Annotated in this window: 22 protein-coding genes and 2 tRNA genes; all 24 read right to left on the bottom strand. The window is 63.1% G+C overall.

The window, feature by feature from the left end:
- Positions 1-189: 189 nt before the first annotated feature.
- The 24 genes from DT069_RS02270 to lon all read right to left on the bottom strand — a co-directional run bounded on the left by DT069_RS02270 (position 190) and on the right by lon (position 22567).
- Positions 190-747: a DNA-3-methyladenine glycosylase I gene (locus DT069_RS02270; protein ID WP_119458621.1), complete on the bottom strand. Its 558-nt coding sequence runs from the start codon at positions 745-747 to the stop codon at positions 190-192.
- Positions 744-980 carry a DUF1467 family protein gene (locus tag DT069_RS02265; protein ID WP_119458620.1) on the bottom strand — a complete coding sequence of 79 codons (237 nt, stop codon included), beginning with the start codon at positions 978-980 and terminating at the stop codon, positions 744-746. The genes DT069_RS02270 and DT069_RS02265 overlap by 4 nt, the downstream gene beginning before the upstream one ends.
- 9 nt (positions 981-989) lie before the next feature.
- Positions 990-1394 carry a methylmalonyl-CoA epimerase gene (mce, locus tag DT069_RS02260; protein WP_119458619.1) on the bottom strand — a complete coding sequence of 135 codons (405 nt, stop codon included), beginning with the start codon at positions 1392-1394 and terminating at the stop codon, positions 990-992.
- Between the two features lie 171 nt (positions 1395-1565).
- Positions 1566-3227, bottom strand: coding sequence for a ribonuclease J (locus DT069_RS02255; RefSeq protein ID WP_119458618.1), 1662 nt, complete (start codon positions 3225-3227; stop codon positions 1566-1568).
- Positions 3224-4003 carry a type III pantothenate kinase gene (locus DT069_RS02250; RefSeq protein WP_119458617.1) on the bottom strand — a complete coding sequence of 260 codons (780 nt, stop codon included), beginning with the start codon at positions 4001-4003 and terminating at the stop codon, positions 3224-3226. The genes DT069_RS02255 and DT069_RS02250 overlap by 4 nt, the downstream gene beginning before the upstream one ends.
- Before the next feature lie 12 nt (positions 4004-4015).
- Positions 4016-4762: a biotin--[acetyl-CoA-carboxylase] ligase gene (locus DT069_RS02245; RefSeq protein WP_425449940.1), complete on the bottom strand. Its 747-nt coding sequence runs from the start codon at positions 4760-4762 to the stop codon at positions 4016-4018.
- Positions 4763-4779: 17 nt separating this feature from the next.
- Positions 4780-6216: an NADH-quinone oxidoreductase subunit NuoN gene (gene nuoN / locus DT069_RS02240; protein WP_119458615.1), complete on the bottom strand. Its 1437-nt coding sequence runs from the start codon at positions 6214-6216 to the stop codon at positions 4780-4782.
- Between the two features lie 10 nt (positions 6217-6226).
- Positions 6227-7783: an NADH-quinone oxidoreductase subunit M gene (locus DT069_RS02235; RefSeq protein ID WP_119458614.1), complete on the bottom strand. Its 1557-nt coding sequence runs from the start codon at positions 7781-7783 to the stop codon at positions 6227-6229.
- Between the two features lie 8 nt (positions 7784-7791).
- Complete coding sequence (gene nuoL / locus DT069_RS02230; RefSeq protein WP_119458613.1) at positions 7792-9738, bottom strand: NADH-quinone oxidoreductase subunit L; 1947 nt, start codon at positions 9736-9738, stop codon at positions 7792-7794.
- 6 nt (positions 9739-9744) lie between these two features.
- Complete coding sequence (gene nuoK / locus DT069_RS02225; RefSeq protein ID WP_119458612.1) at positions 9745-10056, bottom strand: NADH-quinone oxidoreductase subunit NuoK; 312 nt, start codon at positions 10054-10056, stop codon at positions 9745-9747.
- Positions 10056-10670: an NADH-quinone oxidoreductase subunit J gene (locus tag DT069_RS02220; protein ID WP_119458611.1), complete on the bottom strand. Its 615-nt coding sequence runs from the start codon at positions 10668-10670 to the stop codon at positions 10056-10058. Before DT069_RS02220 ends, nuoK begins: the two co-directional genes overlap by 1 nt.
- Before the next feature lie 81 nt (positions 10671-10751).
- A complete protein-coding gene (gene nuoI, locus DT069_RS02215; protein WP_119458610.1) occupies positions 10752-11240 on the bottom strand; it encodes an NADH-quinone oxidoreductase subunit NuoI in 489 nt (162 codons plus the stop codon).
- A gap of 135 nt (positions 11241-11375) precedes the next feature.
- Positions 11376-12392 (bottom strand): NADH-quinone oxidoreductase subunit NuoH, encoded by a 1017-nt coding sequence (gene nuoH / locus DT069_RS02210; protein ID WP_119458609.1) that lies wholly within the window; start codon positions 12390-12392, stop codon positions 11376-11378.
- A gap of 5 nt (positions 12393-12397) precedes the next feature.
- Positions 12398-14476, bottom strand: coding sequence for an NADH-quinone oxidoreductase subunit NuoG (gene nuoG / locus DT069_RS02205; RefSeq protein ID WP_119458608.1), 2079 nt, complete (start codon positions 14474-14476; stop codon positions 12398-12400).
- 9 nt (positions 14477-14485) lie between these two features.
- Entirely contained in the window at positions 14486-15775 is a 1290-nt protein-coding gene (nuoF, locus tag DT069_RS02200; protein WP_119458607.1) for an NADH-quinone oxidoreductase subunit NuoF, read from the bottom strand.
- Positions 15776-15777: 2 nt separating this feature from the next.
- Positions 15778-16401 (bottom strand): NADH-quinone oxidoreductase subunit NuoE, encoded by a 624-nt coding sequence (gene nuoE, locus DT069_RS02195; RefSeq protein WP_119458606.1) that lies wholly within the window; start codon positions 16399-16401, stop codon positions 15778-15780.
- Positions 16398-17576, bottom strand: coding sequence for an NADH-quinone oxidoreductase subunit D (locus DT069_RS02190; protein WP_119458605.1), 1179 nt, complete (start codon positions 17574-17576; stop codon positions 16398-16400). The genes nuoE and DT069_RS02190 overlap by 4 nt, the downstream gene beginning before the upstream one ends.
- The gene (locus DT069_RS02185; protein WP_119458604.1) at positions 17576-18187 is read right to left on the bottom strand and encodes an NADH-quinone oxidoreductase subunit C; all 612 of its coding nucleotides are present in this window, start codon (positions 18185-18187) and stop codon (positions 17576-17578) included. The genes DT069_RS02190 and DT069_RS02185 overlap by 1 nt, the downstream gene beginning before the upstream one ends.
- 36 nt (positions 18188-18223) lie before the next feature.
- A complete protein-coding gene (locus tag DT069_RS02180; RefSeq protein WP_425449939.1) occupies positions 18224-18772 on the bottom strand; it encodes a NuoB/complex I 20 kDa subunit family protein in 549 nt (182 codons plus the stop codon).
- Entirely contained in the window at positions 18763-19128 is a 366-nt protein-coding gene (locus tag DT069_RS02175) for an NADH-quinone oxidoreductase subunit A (protein ID WP_119458602.1), read from the bottom strand. The genes DT069_RS02180 and DT069_RS02175 overlap by 10 nt, the downstream gene beginning before the upstream one ends.
- A 229-nt stretch (positions 19129-19357) precedes the next feature.
- Positions 19358-19434 (bottom strand) — tRNA-Asp (locus DT069_RS02170).
- A gap of 90 nt (positions 19435-19524) precedes the next feature.
- A tRNA-Val gene (locus tag DT069_RS02165) sits at positions 19525-19600 on the bottom strand.
- A gap of 103 nt (positions 19601-19703) precedes the next feature.
- Positions 19704-19976: an HU family DNA-binding protein gene (locus DT069_RS02160; protein ID WP_119458601.1), complete on the bottom strand. Its 273-nt coding sequence runs from the start codon at positions 19974-19976 to the stop codon at positions 19704-19706.
- Between the two features lie 185 nt (positions 19977-20161).
- Complete coding sequence (gene lon, locus DT069_RS02155; protein ID WP_119458600.1) at positions 20162-22567, bottom strand: endopeptidase La; 2406 nt, start codon at positions 22565-22567, stop codon at positions 20162-20164.
- Between the last annotated feature and the right edge of the window lie 125 nt (positions 22568-22692).

Below are 22692 nucleotides of genomic sequence, written 5' to 3'. Positions count from 1 at the left end.
CCCAAGTTCAGGGAAGAAGCGCGACGAGGGATCGCCCTTGGAGTTTCTCTTCCGAGGCCCCTCTTTGGCTCAAATGCCGAAAACGTGGGGCAAGCCTCGAAATGCGGGGCTTGCCGTCTTTTATTAAGCCTTTTAAGCCCCGCCGCTATTACAGCGGCGGGGTTTCCATTAACGGCAGGGCGAAGGACGTTATTGGGCGGAGAGCCAGGGCGGGTTCAGGGCCGCAATCCGCCGGTAGACGGGGCAAGTTGGGCTGTGCGTGCCCGGCAGATAGCCGGTGCTCATCAGGAACTCGCCGACGATCTCACCGCCGGTGAACAGGAAGGCCTTGCGGAAGAGCTTGACCCAATCCGGCTTGGACAGCGGATGGTGCGCCGCCAGCCATCCGGCGAAGGAGCCGTGCGTCTCCCGCAAGACCCGAATGCGCCGGGCATTCTCGATCGCGGCGTTGACCTTCAGCCGGTTGCGGATGATTCCCGCATCCGCCAGCAGACGCGCCCTGTCCGCCTCGCCGAACGCCGCAACGCGATCGATGTCGAAACCGTGGAATGCGGCGCGGAAGGCTTCCCGCTTCTTCAGAACCGTCAGCCAGCTCAGTCCGGCCTGGTTGATCTCGAGCACGAGCCGCTCGAACAGCACATGGTCATCCGAAACGGGAAAGCCGTATTCATGATCGTGATAGGGACCGTGCCAAGGATGGCCCGGCGCGATGTCGCAATAGGTCGGCTTTGCGATCGGCGCGTTCATTCCGGCCTCACCGAGATGATCCCCGACTCCATGATGTAATAGACGAGAAGCCAAACCAGCAGCGAGACCACCGAGGTGACCAGAACCTTCTTCCAGAGCCGCGGATTCTCCGGTGCGCTGGAGGCATGGCCCTCTTCCGGCTCCTCCGGCACGCGCACGCCCCACGGTAGTACGGTGAACAGCACGACCCACCAGATAATGAGATAGACGAAGAGCCCCGACAGCCAGTTCATCAAACGGTCTTAAGCCTGTTCCAGCTCGATCAGCGTGCCGCAGAAGTCCTTCGGATGCAGGAACAGCACCGGCTTGTCATGCGCGCCGATCTTCGGCTCACCGTCGCCCAGCACGCGGGCGCCGCTCTCCTTCAGGCGATCGCGGGCAGCGAGAATATCCTCGACCTCATAGCAGACATGATGAATCCCCCCGGCCGGGTTCCGCTCGAGAAAGGCGGCGATCGGCGAGGCTTCCCCGAGGGGCTGCAGCAGTTCGATCTTGGTGTTCGGCAGGGTGACGAAGACCACCGTGACGCCATGTGCCGGCTGATCGACCGGGGCCGAAACCGTTGCCCCGAGCGCTCCGGAGTAGAGTGCGGCTGCCGCCTTGAGATCAGGTACGGCGATAGCGACGTGATTCAGCTTGCCGATCATAACTTGTCTTCGTTCCGAGATGCTCGCTGACTGAAGATTCCGACAACCCTCATGCTTCGACAGGCTCAGCACGAGATCCTCGCCCTGAGCTGTCGAAGGGTGAGGACCGACTCACCACCATCGGTTCCGGGCCTTAGAATGCAGACCGGCGGCCGACGACGCAAGCCGTCCCTAAACCCGCACCAGATGAATGTCGACGACCGGCTTCTTGCCGCGGTTCGCCTGGAGGGCGCGCCGGAGCGCAAGCCGGGCAGCTTCCTTCAGCGCCGCATCGTCGCGACGCAGTTCCGCAGTCGCGCCCTCGATTGCATCGCGGATCGCGGCCACCGCTGCCTCGAAGCCCGCCTGGTCGCGTTCCGGATCGAGCAGCCCCTGCGCGGCGATCTGCGGTTCCGCGATCAGGCTCCCCTCGCGATCGACGACCAGCGTCGCCACTGCCGATCCGTTGCGCAATGCCCGCTGGCGGCTCCGAAGCACCGAACCGCCGAGTGACACCAGGGCCTTGCCGTCCAACCCAAGCCGTCCCACCGGCGCCTCGTCGATGATCTCCGCCGCGCCCGGGGCGAGCCGCACGACGGACCCGTTTGGCGCCACAACCGCCTGCCCGACCTGCAGACTTTCTGCAAACTCGGCATGGGCCGACAGATGGCGCAACTCGCCATGCACGGGAACGGCGATCTTCGGGCGGATCCATCGATACATCGCGGCAAGCTCGTCGCGCGCCGGGTGCCCGGAGACATGGACGAAGTGCTCCCTCTCGGTGACGATATCGACGCCGAGGCGAACCAGATTGTTCTGCAGGTGGCCGATGCTGCGCTCATTGCCGGGGATGATCCGCGACGAGAAGATCACGGCGTCGCCCTTCTCCAGGGTCACGCTCGGATGCTCGTTTCGGGCGATGCGAGCAAGCGCCGAGCGCGGCTCGCCCTGGCTGCCGGTGCAGGCCATCAGTACCTTGTCGCGCGGCAGATAGCCGACCTCCTGCTCGGTCACGAACTCCGGCAGGTCGGTGAGATAGCCGTTCTCCCGGGCGGCCTGGTTGACGTGCCAGAAAGACCGCCCGACCAGGGCGAGATGCCGATCGTGGGCGGCGGCAACATGGGCGAGGGTTTCCAGTCGGGCCACGTTGCTGGCGAAGGAGGCCACGGCGACGCGGTTCTCGAACCGGCCGACGAGTTCCATCAGGCTTTCGCGCACCTCCGCTTCCGACCCGGACTGACCTTCGACCATGACATTGGTCGAATCGCCGATCAGCGCGAGAACCCCCTCGTCGCCGAGCTGTTGCAGGGCTGCCTCGTCGGTGGAGGGGCCGACCAGCGGCTCGGGATCGAGCTTCCAGTCGCCGGTGTGCAGCACGGTCCCGAGCGGGGTCCGCACGACCACTGCGTTCGGCTCCGGAATCGAATGGGTGAGCGTGATCAGCTCGATCTCGAACGGCCCCACCGTGAAGCGCCCGGACATCGGCACCTCGGTGATTCGCGCGTCGTGCTGCAGGCCGGCTTCCACCAGCTTGCGGCGCAGCACCGACGCGGTGAACGGCGTCGCATAAATCGGACAGCGCAGCTGCGGCCAGAGATAGGGGACCGCGCCGATATGGTCCTCATGGGCGTGGGTCAGAACCAAGCCGGCCAGATCCTCGCTTCGTTCGACGATGAATTGCGGGTCGGGCATGATCACGTCGATCCCGGGCGTCGATTCGTCGCCGAAGGTGATGCCTAGATCGACCATCAGCCATTTGCCGGCATGGCCGTAGAGGTTCAGATTCATGCCAATCTCCCCCGCCCCGCCCAGGGGCAGGAAGAGCAGCTCGTCGGCGGAAGGGCGCTCGATCATGATCTCTCCGCGTTGCGGTTTGCGGCATAGAGCGAGGCCAGGCCGCGAAGGGTCAGGTCCTCGTCGACAAGCTCGATCACGTCGGTTGCTCCATAGAACAACGGAGCGAGACCACCGGTTGCAATCACCTTCATCGGCGCTCCATATTCCGCACGGATGCGGGCGACCAGCCCCTCGATCAGCCCGACATATCCCCAGAAGACGCCCGACTGCATGCAGGGGACGGTGCTTTTGCCGATGACGCTGGGCGGCCTTTGGATCGCGATGCTGGGCAGCTTGGCGGCAGCCATATAGAGCGCCTCGAGCGACAAATTGATGCCGGGTGCGATGGCGCCGCCGGCATAACTCCCTTCGTCGTCGACGACATCGAAGGTGGTCGCCGTTCCGAAATCTACGATGATCAACGGTCCGCCATAGCGCTGGTGCGCAGCGAAGCTGTTCACCAACCGGTCGGCACCGGCCTGCTCCGGCCGGTCGACCGCGGCCTTGATGCCGAGCGACTCACCGTCGCCGATGATCAGCGGCTTGCAATGAAAATGCTCCGTTACCAGCGTCTTCAGGCTGAACAACGCCTCCGGAACGACTGAGGCGATGATCGCGCCGTCGATCTTGTCCGGCGTCAGCGCGCGCAGGCCCATGAGCTGAGTCAGCCAGACCGCATATTCGTCGGCCGTGCGGTGAACATTCTTCGAGATCCGCCATTTGCCCTTGAAGGTCTCGCCTTCGAAGACGGCAAAGGACACGTTCGTGTTTCCGGAATTCACCGCGAGCAACATGGCTGGCCTCCCTCAAAGGGCCGGATAGAATACATCCCCTGCCGCGATGATCCGCCGCTCCCCTTGCGGCAGCTCGAGAGTCAAGGCGCCGGAGTCGGAGAGCTCGACGAAACGGCCGGACAGCGTGTCCTGCTCGAGGCGCACATCGATGCGCTCGCCCAAGCCAAGGGCGTGGCTGAGCCATTGCCGTCGAATCGGGGCGAACCCTTCCCGCCGCCATTGATCGAGCGTACGCAGCAGATGAACGCCAAGAACCTCCAGCACCTGCTCGACCGTCACCGCGCCGGCCCCGACATCGCGCAGGCTGGTCGCGCCATAGCTGGTCTGGTCGGGAAAGCTCTCGATGTTGACGCCGATGCCGAGAATCAACCAATCAAGCCGCCCGTCGGCTCCGGTCGATGCATCCAGCAGGATGCCGGCGATCTTACGACGCTCGACCAGCAGGTCATTCGGCCATTTGAACTGCAGCATTCCGGCGCCGGCCGGCAGCAGAGACTCGAGCGCCGCGCCGAGTCCGACGGCCGCGGCGAAGCCGAGCTGCGCCGCCGCACCCGGTGCGCAGGCCGGCCGCAGAACGAGGGAGACGTAGAGATTCCCCGGCGGAGAGCTCCAGACCCGGCCTCGCCGACCGCGCCCGGCGGTCTGCTCTCGGGCCCAGACCAGCGTGCCCTCGACGGCTCCCGACGCCGCGAGCCTCTTGGCCTCTTCGCTGGTGCTGTCGATCCGATCATGCGCAACGAGGCGATAGAACGACGGCAACCGAGGCAGCCTGTCGCTCATCCGGCGAAGAGCGAGGCCGCCGCGGCGCCCGCCCCATCGATCAATGGGGCCTGGAACAGGAAGAACAGCAGAATGACCAGGGCGCTGCCGCCGAGGATCGACGATGCCTCCCAACCCAGAGGCCGATCGAAGCTGTCCGTCGCTTCGTCGAAATACATGATCTTGATGATGCGCAGATAGTAGAAGGCGGCGACGACGCTGGTCACGACCCCAATGACGGCCAGGGTGTAAAGGCCCGCTTCGATTGCGGCGAGGAACACGTAAAGCTTGCCGAAGAAGCCGGCGAGCGGCGGAATGCCGGCCATGGAAAACATGAAGATCGCCATCGCCGCCGCCATCATCGGATGGGTCTTCGACAGGCCGGCCAAGTCGTCAATACCCTCGACCATGCGGCCCTTCTGACGCATGCACAGGATGACGGCGAAGGTCCCCAGCGTCATGAAGAGATAGATCGTCATATAGAGCAACACGCCGCGCACGCCGGCCTCCGTGCCCGGCGCCAGCCCGACCAGTGCATAGCCGATATTGCTGATGGAGCTATAAGCCATCAGCCGCTTGATGTTGGCCTGGTTGATCGCGGCGAAACCGCCGAGGACCATCGAGGCGATCGAAATGAAGATGATGATCTGCTGCCACTGATCGACGAGACCGAGGAACGGATCGACCAACACTCGCACGAACAGCCCGATCGCCGCGATCTTCGGAGCCACGGCGAAGAACGCGGTGACCGGGGTCGGCGCGCCCTCATAGACGTCGGGCGTCCACATGTGGAACGGAACCGCCGAGACCTTGAAGGCGAGGCCGGCCGACAGGAAGACGATTCCGACGATCAAGCCGATCGACGGCTGCTCGACCCTATTGCCGATAAGCGCCGTGGCGATTCCATCGAAGTTGGTCGTTCCGGCGAAGCCATAGATCATGGAGGCGCCGTAGAGCAGGATGCCGGACGAAAGGGCGCCCAGGACGAAATATTTCAGCCCCGCCTCCGTCGAGCGAATGTTGTCGCGGCGGAACGCTGCGACGACATAGAGCGCCAGACTCTGCAGCTCGAAGCCGACATAAAGCGAAATCAGGTCGTTCGCCGACAGCATCACCAGCATGCCGAGCGTCGCGAACAGCAACAGCACGGGGAACTCGAAGCGCGCCATGTTCTCGCGATCGACATAATCGAGCGAGAGGATGATCGCGAGCGACGAGCCGAGCAGCACCAGAATCTTGAGAAACACCGCGAAGCCGTCGAGCACGAACATGCCGCCGAACGCCTGCCCCTGCTCCGGGCCGAACCAGACAGCGAGCAACGCGACGACCAGCGCCAGCACGACCAGCCATGAAACCGGGCGCGTCGGATTGCCGGACCGGAAGACGCCATAGATCAGGATCGCCATGCCGGCGATCGCCAGAAAAACCTCGGGAAACGCTAAGGTATCGAGCATTGCGGCGCTGCTATTCCTCTGAGCTCAGGGCGACTGGATCGATCACCCCCTGAAGAAGCGAGGCGAACGACAGATCGCCCGCATTGTCCTGCGCGACCTGGTAGCGCTCGATCATCTGCTCGACCGACGGGCTCATGATCTCGAGAAAGGACACGGGGTAAATCCCCATCCACAGGACGATTACGACGAGCGGGGCGAACACCAGCTTCTCGCGGCCGCTGAGATCGAGGATGTTCATCAGGTCGCTGCGCGTCATCTTGCCGAGAATCACTCGGCGATAGAGCCACAGCATATAGGCGGCACCGAGGATGATCCCGGTGGTGATCAGCGCCGCAACCCAGGTGTCGGCCTGGAACGTGCCGATCATGACCAGAAACTCGCCGACGAATCCACTCGTCCCCGGAAGGCCGACCGAGGCCATGGTGAACAGCATGAATACCGCGGCATAGACCGGCATCCGGTGAACCAGGCCGCCATAGCGCGCAATCTCGCGCGTATGCATGCGATCATAGATGACGCCGACGCACAGGAACAAGGCGCCGGACACGATCCCATGGCTCAGGCACTGGAAGATCGCGCCCTCCAGACCCTGCTGGGTCACGGTGAAGATCCCGGCGGTCACGAAGCCCATATGCGCGATGGACGAGTAAGCGATCAGCTTCTTCATATCCTCCTGCGCCAGCGCCACCAGCGAGGTGTAGATCACCGCGACGATGCTGAGCGTGTAGACCAGCGGCGCGAAGGTTGCCGAGGCCTCGGGAAGAATGGGGATTGAGAAGCGCAGGAAGCCATAGGCGCCCATCTTCAGGAGCACGCCGGCCAGGATTACCGAGCCCGCCGTCGGCGCCTCGACATGGGCATCGGGCAGCCAGGTATGCACCGGCCACATCGGAACCTTCACGGCGAAGGAAGCGAACAGCGCCAGCCATAGCCAAATCTGCAGGCTGGGCGCGAACCCGTAATTCATCAGCGCCGGGATGTCGGTCGTGCCGGCCACGAAATACATCACCAGGATAGCGACCAGCATCAGTACCGAGCCGAGCAGCGTGTAGAGGAAGAACTTGAACGCGGCATAGACGCGGCGCGCCCCGCCCCACACCCCGATGATCAGGAACATCGGGATCAGAACCCCCTCGAAGAAGACATAGAAGACGATGAAATCGAGGGCACAGAACATGCCGACCATCAGCGTCTCGAGTACCAGGAAGGCGATCATGTACTCTTTGACGCGGACGCGGATCGCGTCCCAGCTCGCGAGAATACAGAGCGGCGTCAGCAGGGTCGACAGCAGGACGAACATCACCGAGATGCCGTCCACGCCCATGTGATAGGCGATGCCGAACGCCGGCATCCATTCGATCCGCTCGATGAACTGGAACGCCGCGCTGTGGCGGTCGAAGCCGAACCATAGCACCAGCGACAGGGCGAAGGTGATGACCGAGGTCCAAAGGGCCACGTTCCGCGCGTTGCGGGCGACGATGTCCGGCTCACCGCGGATCATCAGAATGAAGGCCGCGCCCACCAGCGGCAGGAACGTGACCAGAGAGAGAATCGGAAGATCGTTCATCGCCAGTCTCAGCCGCCCTGCGCCCACACGTACCACGACACCAGAATCACGACGCCGACCATCATGGCGAAGGCGTAGTGATAGACATACCCCGTCTGCAGGCGGCTGAACCGCCGGGCCAGCCCACGCGAGGCCGAGGCGACGCCGTCCGGACCGAAGCCGTCGATGATCGCGCCGTCGCCGCCCTTCCACAGTCCGTAGCCGAGCATCTGCGCCGGACGGACGAAAATCCGGTCGTAGAGCTCGTCGAAGTACCACTTGTTGTAAAGGAACAGGTAGAGGCCGCGCGCATGGGCGACGATCCGACCCGGCAGGTCGGGACGCGCCATGTAAAGCAGATATGCGAAGGCAATGCCGATCAGCCCGACGACTAGCGGCGCCAGTACGACCCAGGTGGGCACATGGTGGGCCGCCTCGATCACATTGTTCTCCGGCAGGACGAAGATCGACCCGCCCCAAAACGCCTCCATCTGGGAACCGACGAAATACGGATATCCCAGGATGCCCGCGAACAGCGCACCGGCCGCCAGGACCATCAGCGGCACGGTCATCACCTTGGGTGATTCATGGACATGGGCCATCACCTTTTCGTCCGCCCGGGGCGCGCCATGGAAAGTCAAGAGCAGGAGGCGCCAGGAATAGAACGCGGTCAGCAGCGCAGCCGCGATTCCCATCCAGAAGGCGAACTGCCCGACCCCGCTATGGGCCGCCCAGGCCGACTCGAGAATGATGTCCTTCGAGTAGAAGCCGGCGAACCCGAAGACACCCGGGATACCGATCCCGGCGAGCGCCAGATTGCCGATCCACATCAGCCCGTAGGTCAGCGGAATCATCCGCCAGATGCCGCCCATCCGCCGCATGTCCTGCTCGTCCGACATGGCGTGGATCACCGAGCCGGCGCAAAGGAACAGCAGCGCCTTGAAGAAGGCGTGCGTGAACAGATGAAACATCGCCGCGCCATAGGCGGAAACGCCGGCCGCGAAGAACATGTAGCCGAGTTGGCTGCAGGTCGAATAGGCGATCACCCGCTTGATGTCGTTCTGGCAGATAGCGACGGTGGCGGCGAAGATCGCGGTAACTCCGCCGACGACGGTCACGATGGTCAGCGCCGTCGGCGCAAACTCGAACATCGGCGACAGGCGGCAGACCATGAAGACCCCGGCCGTGACCATCGTCGCCGCATGGATCAGCGCGGAGACGGGTGTTGGCCCCTCCATCGCGTCGGGCAGCCAGGTATGGAGCGGCACCTGCGCCGATTTGCCCATGGCGCCGATGAACAGCAGGATGCAGATCACCTCGAGCGCGTTCACCCGCATGCCGAGGAATTCGATCACCGTGTCCACCTGCCCCGGCGTCGCGGCGAACACCGTGTCGAACTCCACCGAACCGAAGACGAAGAAGACGGCCATGATGCCGAGGGCGAACCCGAAATCGCCGACACGGTTGACAACGAAGGCCTTGATCGCCGCGGCATTTGCCGTCGGCCGGTCATACCAGAAGCCGATCAGCAGGTAGGAGCAGAGACCGACGCCTTCCCAGCCGAAGAACATCTGAACGAAATTGTCCGCCGTCACCAGCATCAGCATCGAGAAGGTGAACAGGCTGAGATAGGCCATGAAGCGGGGCACCGACGTGTCATGGTGCATGTAGCCGACCGAATAGACATGCACCAGCGCCGACACGACAGTGACGACGATCAGCATGACCGCGGTCAGACTGTCGACACGCAGCGCCCAGGACGCTTCAAGCGTGCCCGAGTCGATCCAGGTGAAGAGCTCCGTCGTCCGGGGATTGCCGCCGATGGCGACATCGAAGAACACGATGATCGCCAGCACCATCGACAGCAGCATCAGGCCGCAAGTCACGAAGACGGCGCCCTTGTCGCCGATCTGGCGGCCGAAAAGGCCGGCGACGAGCGCGCCGATCAGGGGCAGAAAAACAACCGCGACTTCCATTCCGCCCTACCCCTTCATCATGTTGATGTCTTCGACGGCGATGGACCCCCGGTTGCGGAAATAGACCACCAGGATCGCAAGGCCGATCGCCGCTTCGGCCGCGGCTACGGTCAGAACGAACATCGCGAAAACCTGTCCGACGAGGTCGTTCAGATGGACCGAGAAGGCAACCAGATTGATGTTGACGGCGAGCAGCATCAGCTCGATCGACATCAGGATGATGATGACGTTCCGGCGATTGACGAAGATTCCGAACATCCCGAGGGTAAACAGAATCGCCGCGACCGTCAGATAGTGCGCCAGGCCGATCTCAAGCATTAGATCCCGCTCCCCGTCGGCACGTCCTTGATCTCCAGCGAGTCCTCGTGGCGGCGGGCCAGCTGGGTCGGAATCGATTGGCGACGGACTCCTTCCCGCTGGCGCAGGGTCAGAACGATCGCCCCGATCATGGCGACCAGCAGAATGAGGCCGGAAGCCTGGAACAGATAGAAGTAATCGGTGTAGAGCACTTGGCCGAGCGCGTGGGTGTTGGTGACCTCCTCGACCGCCGGGATCGGTCGCTGCATCGTCTGTAGCGCCACTGGCGTCACGACCCAGGCGCCGAAGAGCAGCACGAGCTCGGTCAGGAGAATGATCGCCACGAGCGCGCCGACCGGCAGGTATTGGAGAAAGCCGTGGCGCATCTCGACGAAGTTGATGTCGAGCATCATGACCACGAACAGGAACAGCACCGCGACCGCTCCGACATAGACCACGACCAGGATCATCGCCAGGAACTCGGCGCCCAGCAGGATGAACAGCCCGGCCGAGTTGAAGAAGGCAAGGATCAGGAACAGCACGGAATGCACGGGATTGCGTGCCGCGATCACCATCACGCCGGCTGCCACCGTGACGCCTGCGAAGAGATAGAAGGCAAGGGCTTGTATGATCATCGGCGGCCCCGCGCCCCCACGCGACTGAACGCGACCAGTATTCTCGTCATCGAGATCCTTTCGACCCTTGGCGTACACGCCTCAACGATAAGGCGCATCCGCCGCCAGATTGGCGGCGATCTCCGGCTCCCAGCGATCGCCGTTCGCCAGCAGTTTTTCCTTGTTGTAATAGAGCTCTTCGCGGGTTTCCGTCGCGAACTCGAAGTTCGGCCCCTCGACGACCGCGTCGACGGGGCAAGCTTCCTGACACAGGCCGCAATAGATGCATTTCGTCATGTCGATGTCGTAGCGCGTCGTCCGGCGGCTGCCGTCTTCGCGCGGCTCGGCCTCGATGGTGATGGCGAGCGCCGGGCAGATCGCCTCGCACAGCTTGCAGGCGATGCAGCGCTCCTCGCCGTTCGGGTAGCGGCGCAGCACATGCTCGCCGCGGAACCGCGGGCTGAGCGGCCCCTTCTCGAACGGATAGTTCAAGGTGACCTTCGGCCGGAACATATAGCTGAACGTAAGGCGCAGGCCGGACAGCAGCTCTGTCAGCAGCAAGCTGCGCGCACTACGATCAAGGAATGCCATATCCTTATGCCCTCCTTGGGCCCTAGGACTTTATAACGCGGGCCCGCCGAGTCCCATCGGCGGGCGATACCATAGTCGGCGGCACGATCAGCGCAAGCCCCAGTTGCGAGCCCCCGCCTGCGCCGAAAAGCCGCCTTACGGAACCAGATCGAACGCGAGCAGCACACCTGCCGTCAGAACGACCCAGAACAGCGAGAACGGCAGGAACACCTTCCAACCGAGCCGCATCAGCTGGTCGTAGCGATAGCGCGGGAAGGTCGCCCGGACCCACAGGAAGCCGAACAGCACGAGCGCGATCTTCAGGCAGAACCAGATCGGCCCGGGGATCCAGGTGAAGGGCGCGATATCAACCGGCGGCAACCAGCCGCCGAGGAAGAGAATCACCGTCGACGCGCTCATCAGGATCATGTTCGCGTATTCGCCGAGGAAGAACAGCCCGAAGGACATCGACGAATATTCGGAGAAATAGCCGGCGACCAGTTCGGCCTCGGCTTCCGGCAAATCGAACGGCGCGCGATTCGTCTCGGCCAGCGCCGAAATGAAGAAGATCACGAACATCGGCAGCAGCGGCAGCCAATGCCACTGCCAGAAGCCGCCCTGCTGCGCCAGAACGATGTCCGACAGGTTCAGTGAGCCGACCAGCAGCAGGACCGTGATCATCACGAAGCCGATCGAGACCTCGTAGGACACCATCTGCGCCGCCGAGCGGAGCGCGCCCAGAAACGGGTATTTTGAATTGCTCGCCCATCCCGCCATCACGACGCCATAGACACCCAGGGACGAGATCGCGAACAGGTACAGGATTCCGACATTGATGTCGGCGAGGACCATTCCGTAGTCGAAGGGGATCACCGCCCAGGCGACGAGGCTGAGGATGAAGGTCAGCATCGGCGCGGCGAGGAAGACGATGCGATTCGCCCCGCTCGGGATAATGGTCTCCTTCATCAGGAGCTTGAGGCCGTCGGCGATCGGCTGCAGCAGGCCGAACGGCCCCACAACGTTCGGGCCGAGTCGCATCTGCATCGCGGCGATCACCTTGCGCTCGGCATAGGTCAGATAGGCGACCGCGACGAGCAGCGGAACCACGATAAGGAGGATCTGCGCGACGATGATGCCCGCCGGCAGAAGAAAGCCGTCCCAGAAATTATCCATTGGGGTTACCCATTGGTTCCCGTCATCCCCTGTTCGTCGCCTCCTTGTTCGCCAAGGACATAGATCTGCGTGCAGGCCGCCATCGTCTCGGACGCCCGGCTGATCGGATCAGTCATGTAGAAATTCTCGATCGGCGTCCGGAAGGCAGCACCGTCCACCGCGCCGTTCGCGCCAAAGGCGCCCCAGTTCGCTGGCACGACCGCGTCCAGCCTTTGGAACCGCTCATTGAATTCGAACAGACGCTGCCGGAGTTGCGGCAGGTTGTCGTAAGGCAGCTTGCGGCCGAGCACGTCGGACAGCGCCCGGACGATGGTCCAGTCCTCGCGCGCCTCGCCCGGCGGGAAGACCGCCAGGCGGGTCTGCTGCACCCGCCCTTCGGTGTTGACGTAGGTCCCGCTCTTCTCCGTATAGGCGGCGCCGGGCAGGATAACGTCGGCGCGATGGGCGCCGGCATCGCCGTGATGCCCCTGATAAATCACGAAGGCGTTTCCGAGTCGGCTCGTGTCGATCTCGTCGGCGCCGAGCAGGTAAACGACCTCGATCTCGCCCTTCCCCGCTCCGTCGAGAATGCCGTTCAGGTCGCGCCCGCCTGCTTCCGGCACGAACCCGACCTCGAGCCCGCCGACCCGCGCGGCCGCGGTATGGAGCATATTGAACCCGTTCCAATCCTCGCGGACCATGCCGCAGGCTTCCGCCACGCGCCGGGCCAGAGCCAGGACCGCCGCTCCGTCCGGCCGCGCGAGGGCCCCCATGCCGAGGATCAGCATCGGTCGCTTCGCCTGCTTCAGGACCTCCGCGAACGGATGGCGGCCATCGGCGATCTCCGCCAGCGTCTCCGGTCCGGCGCCGAGAGTCTCGGTGCGATAGGTCAGATCGCTCTGCGGTCCGATCACGCCGACCTTCAACCCGCCCTGCAGATAGCGCTTGCGGAGGCGGGCATTGATCAGCGGCGCCTCCCGGCGCGGGTTGGTCCCGATCAGGAGACAGGCGTCGGCCTGCTCGACACCGGCAATGGTCGTGTTGAACAGATAGCCGGCCCGCCGCGCCGGATCGATCTTGGCGCCGTCCTGCCGGCAATCGAGATGCGGCGATCCAAGCGCACCCATCAGCTCCTTGAGCGCGAACATCGCCTCGACATCCATGAGGTCACCGGCGATGGCCGCGATCCGGTCGCCCGATACGCCCCGAATCCGCTCGGCGATGGCGGCGAACGCCTCCGTCCAACTCGCCGGCCGCAGCTTGCCGTCGCGACGTAGATAGGGCCGATCGAGCCTTTGCCGCTTCAACCCGTCATAGGCGAAGCGGGCCTTGTCGGAAATCCACTCCTCGTTCACCTGCTCGTGCAGGCGAGGCAATACCCGGAGCACCTCGCGCCCACGCGAATCGACGCGGATATTGCTGCCGACCGCATCCAGGACGTCGATGGACTCAGTCTTCTGCAGTTCCCAGGACCGGGCGACGAACGCGTAAGGCTTCGAGGTCAACGCGCCGACCGGGCAGAGGTCGATCATGTTGCCCGACAGCTCGGAGTTCAGAGCCTTCTCGACATAGGTGCCGATCTCGAGATGCTCGCCGCGACCGGTGGCCCCGAGCTCCTCGACGCCGCCGACCTCGGTCGCGAAGCGTACGCATCGGGTGCAGTGAATGCAGCGCGTCATGATCGTCTTGATCAGCGGCCCGAAATATTTCTCCTGCACCGCGCGCTTGTTCTCGTGGAACCGGCCCCGGTCGAACCCGTAGGCCATGGCCTGATCCTGCAGGTCGCACTCGCCGCCCTGATCGCAGATCGGACAGTCGAGCGGATGGTTGATCAGCAGGAACTCCATCACGCCCTTGCGCGCCTTCTGCACCAGCGGCGTGTTCGTCCGGATCACCATGCCGTCGGCTGCCGGCATCGCGCACGAGGCGATCGGCTTCGGCGCCTTCTCCATCTCGACCAGGCACATGCGACAATTGCCCGCGACCGAAAGGCGCTCGTGATAGCAGAAGCGCGGAATCTCGACGCCGATCGTCTCGCAGGCCTGCAGTACCGTCAGGCCCGGATCGACTTCGACCTCGATCCCGTCGATCGTCAGCTTTGGCATGTTCCTCTCCTACTCCGCCGCAGCCGCCGTCCGGTCGTCGCGCGCACGGATCCGTCGCTCGATCTCCGGCCGGAAGTGGCGGATCAGTCCCTGGATCGGCCAGGCCGCGGCGTCACCGAGCGCGCAAATCGTGTGACCCTCGACCTGCCCCGCGACATCGAGCAGCAGATCGATCTCCTCGACCCGCGCGTTGCCGCGGACCAGCCGCTCCATCACCCGCCACATCCAGCCGGTGCCTTCGCGGCAAGGCGTGCACTGGCCGCAGCTTTCATGCATGTAGAAATGCGCGAGGCGGGCGATCGCAGCGACGACGTCCGTCGATTTGTCCATCACGATCACCCCGGCCGTGCCGAGGCCCGACTTCACTTCGCGCAGGCTGTCGAAATCCATCAGGACGGTGTCGCAGATCGATTTCGGCAGAAGCGGCACCGACGATCCGCCGGGGATGACCGCCAGCAGATTGTCCCAGCCGCCGCGCACCCCGCCGGCATGCTTCTCGATGAGCTCCCGCAGCGGGATGCCCATCTCTTCCTCGACGTTGCAAGGCTTGTTCACATGGCCGGATATGCAGAAGACTTTCGTCCCGGTGTTCTTCGGACGGCCGATGCCGCTCCACCAGGCCGCGCCGCGCCGCAGGATCGTCGGCGCGACCGCGATCGTCTCGACGTTATTGATGGTGGTCGGGCAGCCATAAAGGCCGACCGCCGCCGGAAAGGGCGGCTTCAGGCGCGGCTGCCCCTTCTTGCCTTCGAGGCTCTCGAGCAGCGCCGTCTCCTCGCCGCAGATATAAGCGCCGGCGCCGCGATGAAGACGGATGTCGTAATCCCAGCCGGAGCCGCAAGCGTTCTTTCCGATCAGGCCGGCCTCATAGGCCTCGTCGATCGCGACCTGGATATTGGCGGCCTCGTTGTAGAACTCGCCGCGAATATAGATGTAGCAGGCATTGGCGCCCATCGCGAAGCCGGCGACCAGACAGCCTTCCAGCAGCATATGCGGGTCGAAGCGCAGGATCTCGCGGTCCTTGCAGGTGCCCGGCTCCGATTCGTCGGCATTGACCACGAGATAGGCCGGGCGGCCGTCGGACTGCTTCGGCATGAAGGACCATTTCAGCCCGGTCGGGAAACCCGCGCCGCCGCGGCCGCGCAGGTCGGACTTCTTGATCTCGTCGATGATGGCGTCGCGTCCCCGGGCGAGAAGGTCCTTGGTATTGTCCCAGTGCCCGCGCGACCGGGCCCCGGCCAGCCGCCAGTCCTCGACGCCATACAGATTCTTGAAAACGCGATCCTCGTCGCGCAGCATCCCTACTCTCCCGCCTGTCCGCCGCCCTCAGCGGCGTGGGTTTTCTGCCCGTTGGCCGGCGCCGACCCCTGCCGACCGGTCTGCGACCCGATCGATGGCTTCTCGCCCCGAGCGAGCGCATCGAGAACCGCCTCGAGCCGCGCCGGGTCGAGATCCTCGTAGTAGTCGTCGTTGATCTGGACCATCGGCGCGTTGACGCAAGCACCCAGGCACTCGACCTCAATCAGCGAGAACATGCCGTCGGCCGTCACCTCGTGCAGGCCGATGCCGAGCTTCTTCTTGCAGCTCTGCGTCAGATCGTCCGATCCGCGCAGCCAGCAGGGCGTCGTCCGGCAGACCTGAATGTGGAATTTGCCGACCGGCTTCAGGTTGAACATGCTGTAGAAAGTGGCAACCTCATAGACGCGGATCGGCGCCATCTCCAGCAGCTCGGCCACATAATCCATCGCCGCGCGCGGCAGCCAGCCGCCCGACTGACGCTGCGCGAGGTCGAGCAGCCCCAGCACCGCGCTCGCCTTCCGATCGGCCGGATAATGGCCGATGATCGTCTGGGCGCGCGCCAAGTTATCGGGACTGAACGCGAAGCTCGTGGGCTGCGCGACAACGTCCGAATTCGAAACACTCATCGATCGATCTCGCCGAATACGATGTCCATGGAGCCAAGGATGGCGACCGAATCGGCCAACATGTGGCCGCGGCTGACGAAATCCATCGCCTGTAGATGCGGGAAGCCCGGCGCCCGGATCTTGCAGCGGTAGGGCTTGTTCGTGCCGTCGGACACGAGATAGACGCCGAACTCGCCCTTCGGCGCCTCGACCGCCGTGTAGGTCTCGCCCTCCGGAACGTGGAATCCCTCGGTATAAAGCTTGAAGTGATGGATCAACGCCTCCATCGACCGCTTCATCTCGGCGCGCGGCGGCGGCGTGACCTTCCGTTCGACGGATGTGGCCGGCCCGCCGGGCATCTCCTCGACACACTGCTTGATGATGCGAAGGCTCTGCCGCATCTCTTCCATGCGCACCAGATAGCGATCGTAGCAGTCGCCGTTCTTGCCGATCGGAATGTCGAACTTCATTCGGTCGTAGACCATGTAGGGCTGCGCTTTCCGCAGGTCCCAGGGAATTCCGGAGGCGCGCAGCATCGGTCCGGTGAAGCCCCAATCGAGCGCGTCCTCGGCCGACACGACGCCGATATCCACCAGCCGCTGCTTGAAGATTCGGTTCTCCGTCAGCAGCTCATCCATGTCATCGATCAGCTTCGGAAACTTCTCCGCCCAGGCCATGATGTCGTCGAGCAATCCGGCCGGCAGATCCTGGTGGACGCCGCCGGGGCGGTAATAGGCAGCATGCAGCCGCGCCCCGCTGACCCTCTCATAGAACTCCATCAGCAGCTCACGCTGCTCGAAGGCCCAGAGGAACGGCGTCATTGCGCCGACGTCCATCGCGTAGGCGGGGATGTTCAGCAGATGATTGAGGATTCGGGTGATCTCGTCGAACAGAGTCCGGATATACTGCCCGCGCAGCGGGACCTCAAGCCCGAGCAGCTTCTCGACGGCGAGCACGAAGGCGTGCTCCTGGTTCATCGGCGAGACGTAATCCAGGCGATCGAAATAGGGAATCGCCTGCAGGTAGGTCTTATGCTCGATCAGCTTTTCGGTGCCGCGATGGAGCAGCCCGATATGCGGGTCGAGGCGGGTCACCACCTCCCCGTCCATCTCCATGACCAGGCGCAACACTCCGTGAGCCGCCGGATGCTGCGGACCGAAGTTCAAGGTCACCGGTTTGATCATCGCTTCGGGCATCAGGACTGCTTCTCCGCCTTCTCGTCGCCCGGCAGCTGACCCGGGTTCATGCCCTCCCAAGGGCTGATGAAATCGAAATTGCGGAACTCCTGAACCAGTGTCACCGGCTCATAGACCACCCGCTTCTGTTCCTCGCTGTAGCGGACCTCGACATGGCCGGTGAGCGGGAAATCCTTTCGCATCGGATGCCCTTCGAAGCCATAGTCGGTCAGGATGCGCCGCAGATCGGGGTGATCCGAGAAGAAGATGCCGTAAAGGTCCCACGCCTCCCGCTCGTACCAGCCCGCGGACTTGAAAACGCCGGTCACGGACGGCACCGGATGCTCCTCGTCCGTCGTCAGTTTGACCCGGATCCGCTGATTATGTTTCAGGCTGAGCAGGTTATAGACGACATCGAACCGCTCTTCGCGATCGGGATAGTCGACGCCGCAGATGTCGACCAGCAGCTTGAACTGGCAATTGCTGTCGTCGCGCAGCAGCGTCAGCACGCGACTGATCGCCTCGCGGCGCGCCTGAATGATCAGTTCGCCCTTGACGATCTCGAACGCGAGCATGTCGTCGCCGAGGGCGACCGAGAGGTACTCGCCGAGGTCCTGGAGTGCTTGGTTCATGATTACCGCTGATCGAATTGCCGCCTGCCGCACGCGTCAGCGCGCGATCGTACCCGTTCGCCTGATCTTCTTCTGGAGTTGCAGAACGCCGTAAACCAAAGCCTCGGCCGTCGGCGGGCATCCGGGAACGTAGATATCGACAGGCACCACGCGGTCACAGCCGCGAACGACGGAGTAGGAATAATGGTAATAGCCGCCACCATTCGCGCAGGACCCCATCGAGATGACCCAGCGCGGCTCGGCCATCTGGTCGTAAACCTTGCGCAAAGCCGGCGCCATCTTATTGCACAGCGTTCCGGCGACGATCATCACGTCTGACTGGCGCGGGCTGCCACGCGGCACAACTCCGAAACGATCGAGGTCATAGCGCGCCATGTAGGCATGCATCATTTCGACGGCGCAGCAGGCGAGACCGAAAGTCATCGGCCACAGCGATCCGGTTCTTGCCCAATTCACCAGCTTGTCGAGCCGGGCAACAACGAAACCCTTGTCCGTCAGCTCCGTATTCACCGACCGCAGCACCGCATCCTGCGCCGGCCCCGGAGCGAGCGGAGCGCCTTGCGACAATGACGAGGTCACTCCCATTCCAAGGCTCCCTTCTTCCATTCGTAAATGAAGCCGACGGTGAGGATGCCGAGAAAGCCGATCATCGACCAGAATCCGAAGGCCCCGATCTCACCGAGAGAGATGGCCCATGGGAACAAAAAAGCAACCTCCAGATCGAAGATGATGAACAGAATCGCGACGAGATAGAAGCGGACATCGAATTTACGGCGCGCGTCATCGAACGCCTCGAACCCGCACTCATAAGGCGAGAGCTTCTCCGAGTCCGGATTCTGTCGAGCGAGCAGCAAAGATGCGCCGATCGCCGCAGCGGCAACGCCAACGGCAATCCCGAGAAAGATGAGGATCGGCAGATATTCGAGAAGCAGTGCTTCCATAACCTTCCAGTCCTAAAGCCGCGAATTTGCGTGACCGTGACGGAGCGGACAGCACCCAGGGCGCTGCGATGTGCCCCCCCCAGCCCAAGCCGCCGCCACAATAAGGCGATGGCCTCTAACGGAAAAGGCAAAAAAGTGGCAGTGGAATATCCCCCGGATCCGGATCGTCGAAGGTCGACTTCAGCGACCGCTTCGAGCCGCGCCGCGTCGGATTGACCGGTGGGAACAGTGGCGGGAGTGACGGGACTCGAACCCGCGGCCTCCGGCGTGACAGGCCGGCGCTCTAACCGACTGAGCTACACCCCCAACCCCACTGTTGTGTTGCGGGGACGCATGATGTAGCGACCCCGCGAAACCCTGTCAAGCAACCTTCCGTTGTTGCCGCGATTTACCGCCTGGTGGGCGATGACGGACTCGAACCGCCGACATCCTGCGTGTAAAGCAGGCGCTCTACCAACTGAGCTAATCGCCCGAGCGGCCAAGGGTCACCGACAGACACGACTCCCAAAAACAACCGGTCCAAAACACGACCGGCCGCTCGCGGGCGGCCGGTCCGGCGGAAACCAACAACAAATTTAGTTGACGGCGTCCTTCAACCCTTTGCCGGCCTTGAACTTCGGCTGCTTCGACGCGGGGATCTGAATCGTCTCGCCGGTCCGAGGGTTGCGCCCCTCGGACGCCGCGCGCTGCGACACCGTGAACGTGCCGAACCCGACCAGACGCACTTCGTCGCCGCCCTTCAGCGCGGAAGAAATCGCATCGAATACGCCATCCACCGCCTTGGCCGCGTCGCTCCGCGACAGCCCGGTGTTATCCGCAACAACTCCAACGAGTTCGTTTTTGTTCACCTGAAATACCCCCCTCGCAGCGTCAAAAGATAAGTAACAGTATTGCAGTGCCTTGGATAGGAAGCGGCGAGTTTAGATCGCGGTCTTTAACCAAGTCAATCTTAGAACAGCGCTTATCCCCAGAATTCTGCCGTTTTTTTGCCCCGGGAGAGGGCGAATCACCCTCTCCCGGGGCACTTTTCGACTCAATGCGTGACAATACCGCGTTCGTCGGTCGTCTGCTTCGCCGACACTTTGTCGACTTCTGCGGGATCGATCCATTCGATCGGCACCAGCGGCGTGGTAAGCGCCAGCCCCAACACTTCATCGACCGTCGAGACGGCAACGATCCTCAGACCTCGCTTCACATTGTCGGGGATGTCGGCGAGATCCTTTTCGTTCTCTTCCGGAATCACCACCGTCTTGATCCCCGCCCGTAGTGCCGCGAGCAGTTTCTCCTTCAACCCGCCGATCGGGAGAACCCGGCCGCGCAACGTGACCTCTCCGGTCATCGCCACGTCACGGCGTACGGGAATGCCCGTCAGCACGGAGACGATCGTCGTGACCATCGCCACACCGGCGGAGGGTCCGTCCTTCGGCGTCGCACCTTCTGGTACGTGGACGTGAATGTCCTTCTTCTCGAAGATCGGCGGAGCGATGCCGAAATCAACCGCACGCGACTTCACGTAACTTTCCGCCGCCTGCACCGATTCGCGCATCACGTCGCCAAGCTTGCCGGTCGAAGTGACCTTGCCCTTACCCGGCACGGTGACGGCCTCGATCGTCAGGATCTCGCCGCCCACCTCGGTCCAAGCCAATCCGGTGGTGACTCCAACCAGATCCTCGAGTTCCGCCTGGCCGAAGCGATAGCGCCGGACACCGGCATATTTCTCGAGATTGCGCCGGGAGATCACCACCTTCTTGAGATTCTTCATCAGAATCTCTTTGATCGACTTCCGGGCGAGATTGGCAATCTCACGCTCGAGATTGCGGACGCCGGCCTCCCGCGTGTAGTAGCGGATGAGATCTCGCAACGCGTCATCGGAGATCGACCACTCCAGCTTCCGCAGCCCGTGCTCCTTCAACTGCTTCGGCAGCAGGTGCCGCTTTGCGATCTCGACCTTCTCATCCTCGGTATAACCCGGGATCCGGATCAGCTCCATGCGGTCGAGCAGCGGCTGCGGCATGCGCAGCGTGTTCGCCGTCGTCACGAACATGATATCCGACAGATCGTAATCGACCTCGAGATAATGATCGGCGAAGGTCGAGTTCTGCTCCGGATCGAGCACCTCCAGAAGCGCCGAAGACGGATCGCCACGCCAGTCGGCACCTAGCTTGTCGACCTCGTCGAGCAGGAACAGCGGGTTCGACGACTTCGCCTTCTTCATCGCCTGGATGATCTTGCCCGGCATCGAGCCGATATAGGTGCGCCGATGGCCGCGGACCTCCGCCTCGTCGCGGACGCCGCCCAGCGACATGCGTACGAAGTTACGGCCCGTCGCCTTGGCGATCGACTTGCCGAGAGACGTCTTGCCGACGCCCGGCGGCCCGACCAAGCAAAGGATCGGCCCCTTTACCTTCTTCATGCGCTGCTGGACCGCCAGATATTCGAGGATCCGGTCCTTGACCTTCTCGAGGCCATAATGGTCGGCGTCGAGCACCTTCTTGGCCAGCTTGATATCACGCTTGATCTTGGTCGGCTTCTTCCAGGGAATGCTGAGCAGCCAATCGAGGTAGTTGCGCACCACCGTCGCCTCGGCGGACATCGGGCTCATCGAGCGCAGCTTCTTAAGCTCCGCCTGCGCCTTCTCCCGCGCTTCCTTGCTCAGCTTCGTCTTCTCGATCCGATCCTCGATCTCGGCCAGCTCGTCGCGGCCGTCCTCGCCCTCGCCGAGCTCCTTCTGGATCGCCTTGAGCTGCTCGTTGAGGTAATACTCGCGCTGGGTCTTCTCCATCTGCCGCTTGACCCGGCTGCGGATGCGCTTCTCCACCTGCAGAACGCCGATTTCGTTCTCCATGTAGGTATAGACGCGCTCCAGCCGCTCGCTGACGGCCGCGGTTTCCAGCAGTTCCTGCTTCTCCGCGATCTTCAGCGCGAGATGCGACGCCACCGTGTCAGCGAGCTTGCTCGGCTCCTCGATCTGGTTGATCGAGACCAGGACCTCGGGCGGGATCTTCTTGTTGAGCTTGATATACTGCTCGAACTGCGAAACCACAGTCCGTGCCAGAGCCTCGATCTCCTTGCTTTCGCCGTCATGTTCGGTAATCGGCTCGGCGATAGCCTCGAAGAATAGCTCGTTGTCCGTGAACTTGGCGATGCGGGCGCGCTGCCCCCCCTCCACCAGCACCTTTACGGTGCCGTCGGGCAGCTTCAGGAGCTGCAGGACGGTGCCGATCGTGCCGACCGAAAAGATGTCGGCGGGTGTCGGATCATCCTGGGATGCGTTCTTCTGGGTGACGAGAAGGATCTGCTTGTCGTCTTTCATGACGTCTTCGAGCGCGCGAACGGACTTTTCGCGACCGACGAAGAGCGGCACGATCATGTGTGGAAAAACGACGATGTCACGCAGGGGAAGGACTGGGTACTGCGAGCCGCCGGGAATCTCGAGCATGTTGCCTCTTTTTCTTGAAATGCGCCCGTCACCAGGCACCAGAAGGCTGAGACGAGAACCGTCTCAAGAGTAACGCACCAAAAATGGCGCGCGACGCCTCGGGTTCAAGAGGCGGCATGGACCAG

Origin of the sequence: Virgifigura deserti, from assembly GCA_003576685.1 — a bacterium.
Taxonomy (GTDB): domain Bacteria; phylum Pseudomonadota; class Alphaproteobacteria; order Dongiales; family Dongiaceae; genus Virgifigura; species Virgifigura deserti.
This window is presented reverse-complemented; position numbering and strand designations above follow the sequence as displayed.

Bases quoted from the DNA above. Each gene is read 5' to 3' on its own strand.
- DT069_RS02270 (WP_119458621.1), bottom strand. From the start codon at position 747: ATGAACGCGCCGATCGCAAAGCCGACCTATTGCGACATCGCGCCGGGC.
- DT069_RS02265 (WP_119458620.1), bottom strand. From the start codon at position 980: ATGAACTGGCTGTCGGGGCTCTTCGTCTATCTCATTATCTGGTGGGTC.
- mce (WP_119458619.1), bottom strand. From the start codon at position 1,394: ATGATCGGCAAGCTGAATCACGTCGCTATCGCCGTACCTGATCTCAAG.
- DT069_RS02255 (WP_119458618.1), bottom strand. From the start codon at position 3,227: ATGATCGAGCGCCCTTCCGCCGACGAGCTGCTCTTCCTGCCCCTGGGC.
- DT069_RS02250 (WP_119458617.1), bottom strand. From the start codon at position 4,003: ATGTTGCTCGCGGTGAATTCCGGAAACACGAACGTGTCCTTTGCCGTC.
- nuoN (WP_119458615.1), bottom strand. From the start codon at position 6,216: ATGCTCGATACCTTAGCGTTTCCCGAGGTTTTTCTGGCGATCGCCGGC.
- DT069_RS02235 (WP_119458614.1), bottom strand. From the start codon at position 7,783: ATGAACGATCTTCCGATTCTCTCTCTGGTCACGTTCCTGCCGCTGGTG.
- nuoL (WP_119458613.1), bottom strand. From the start codon at position 9,738: ATGGAAGTCGCGGTTGTTTTTCTGCCCCTGATCGGCGCGCTCGTCGCC.
- nuoK (WP_119458612.1), bottom strand. From the start codon at position 10,056: ATGCTTGAGATCGGCCTGGCGCACTATCTGACGGTCGCGGCGATTCTG.
- DT069_RS02220 (WP_119458611.1), bottom strand. From the start codon at position 10,670: ATGATCATACAAGCCCTTGCCTTCTATCTCTTCGCAGGCGTCACGGTG.
- nuoI (WP_119458610.1), bottom strand. From the start codon at position 11,240: ATGGCATTCCTTGATCGTAGTGCGCGCAGCTTGCTGCTGACAGAGCTG.
- nuoH (WP_119458609.1), bottom strand. From the start codon at position 12,392: ATGGATAATTTCTGGGACGGCTTTCTTCTGCCGGCGGGCATCATCGTC.
- nuoG (WP_119458608.1), bottom strand. From the start codon at position 14,476: ATGCCAAAGCTGACGATCGACGGGATCGAGGTCGAAGTCGATCCGGGC.
- nuoF (WP_119458607.1), bottom strand. From the start codon at position 15,775: ATGCTGCGCGACGAGGATCGCGTTTTCAAGAATCTGTATGGCGTCGAG.
- nuoE (WP_119458606.1), bottom strand. From the start codon at position 16,401: ATGAGTGTTTCGAATTCGGACGTTGTCGCGCAGCCCACGAGCTTCGCG.
- DT069_RS02190 (WP_119458605.1), bottom strand. From the start codon at position 17,576: ATGCCCGAAGCGATGATCAAACCGGTGACCTTGAACTTCGGTCCGCAG.
- DT069_RS02185 (WP_119458604.1), bottom strand. From the start codon at position 18,187: ATGAACCAAGCACTCCAGGACCTCGGCGAGTACCTCTCGGTCGCCCTC.
- DT069_RS02180 (WP_425449939.1), bottom strand. From the start codon at position 18,772: ATGGGAGTGACCTCGTCATTGTCGCAAGGCGCTCCGCTCGCTCCGGGG.
- DT069_RS02175 (WP_119458602.1), bottom strand. From the start codon at position 19,128: ATGGAAGCACTGCTTCTCGAATATCTGCCGATCCTCATCTTTCTCGGG.
- lon (WP_119458600.1), bottom strand. From the start codon at position 22,567: ATGCTCGAGATTCCCGGCGGCTCGCAGTACCCAGTCCTTCCCCTGCGT.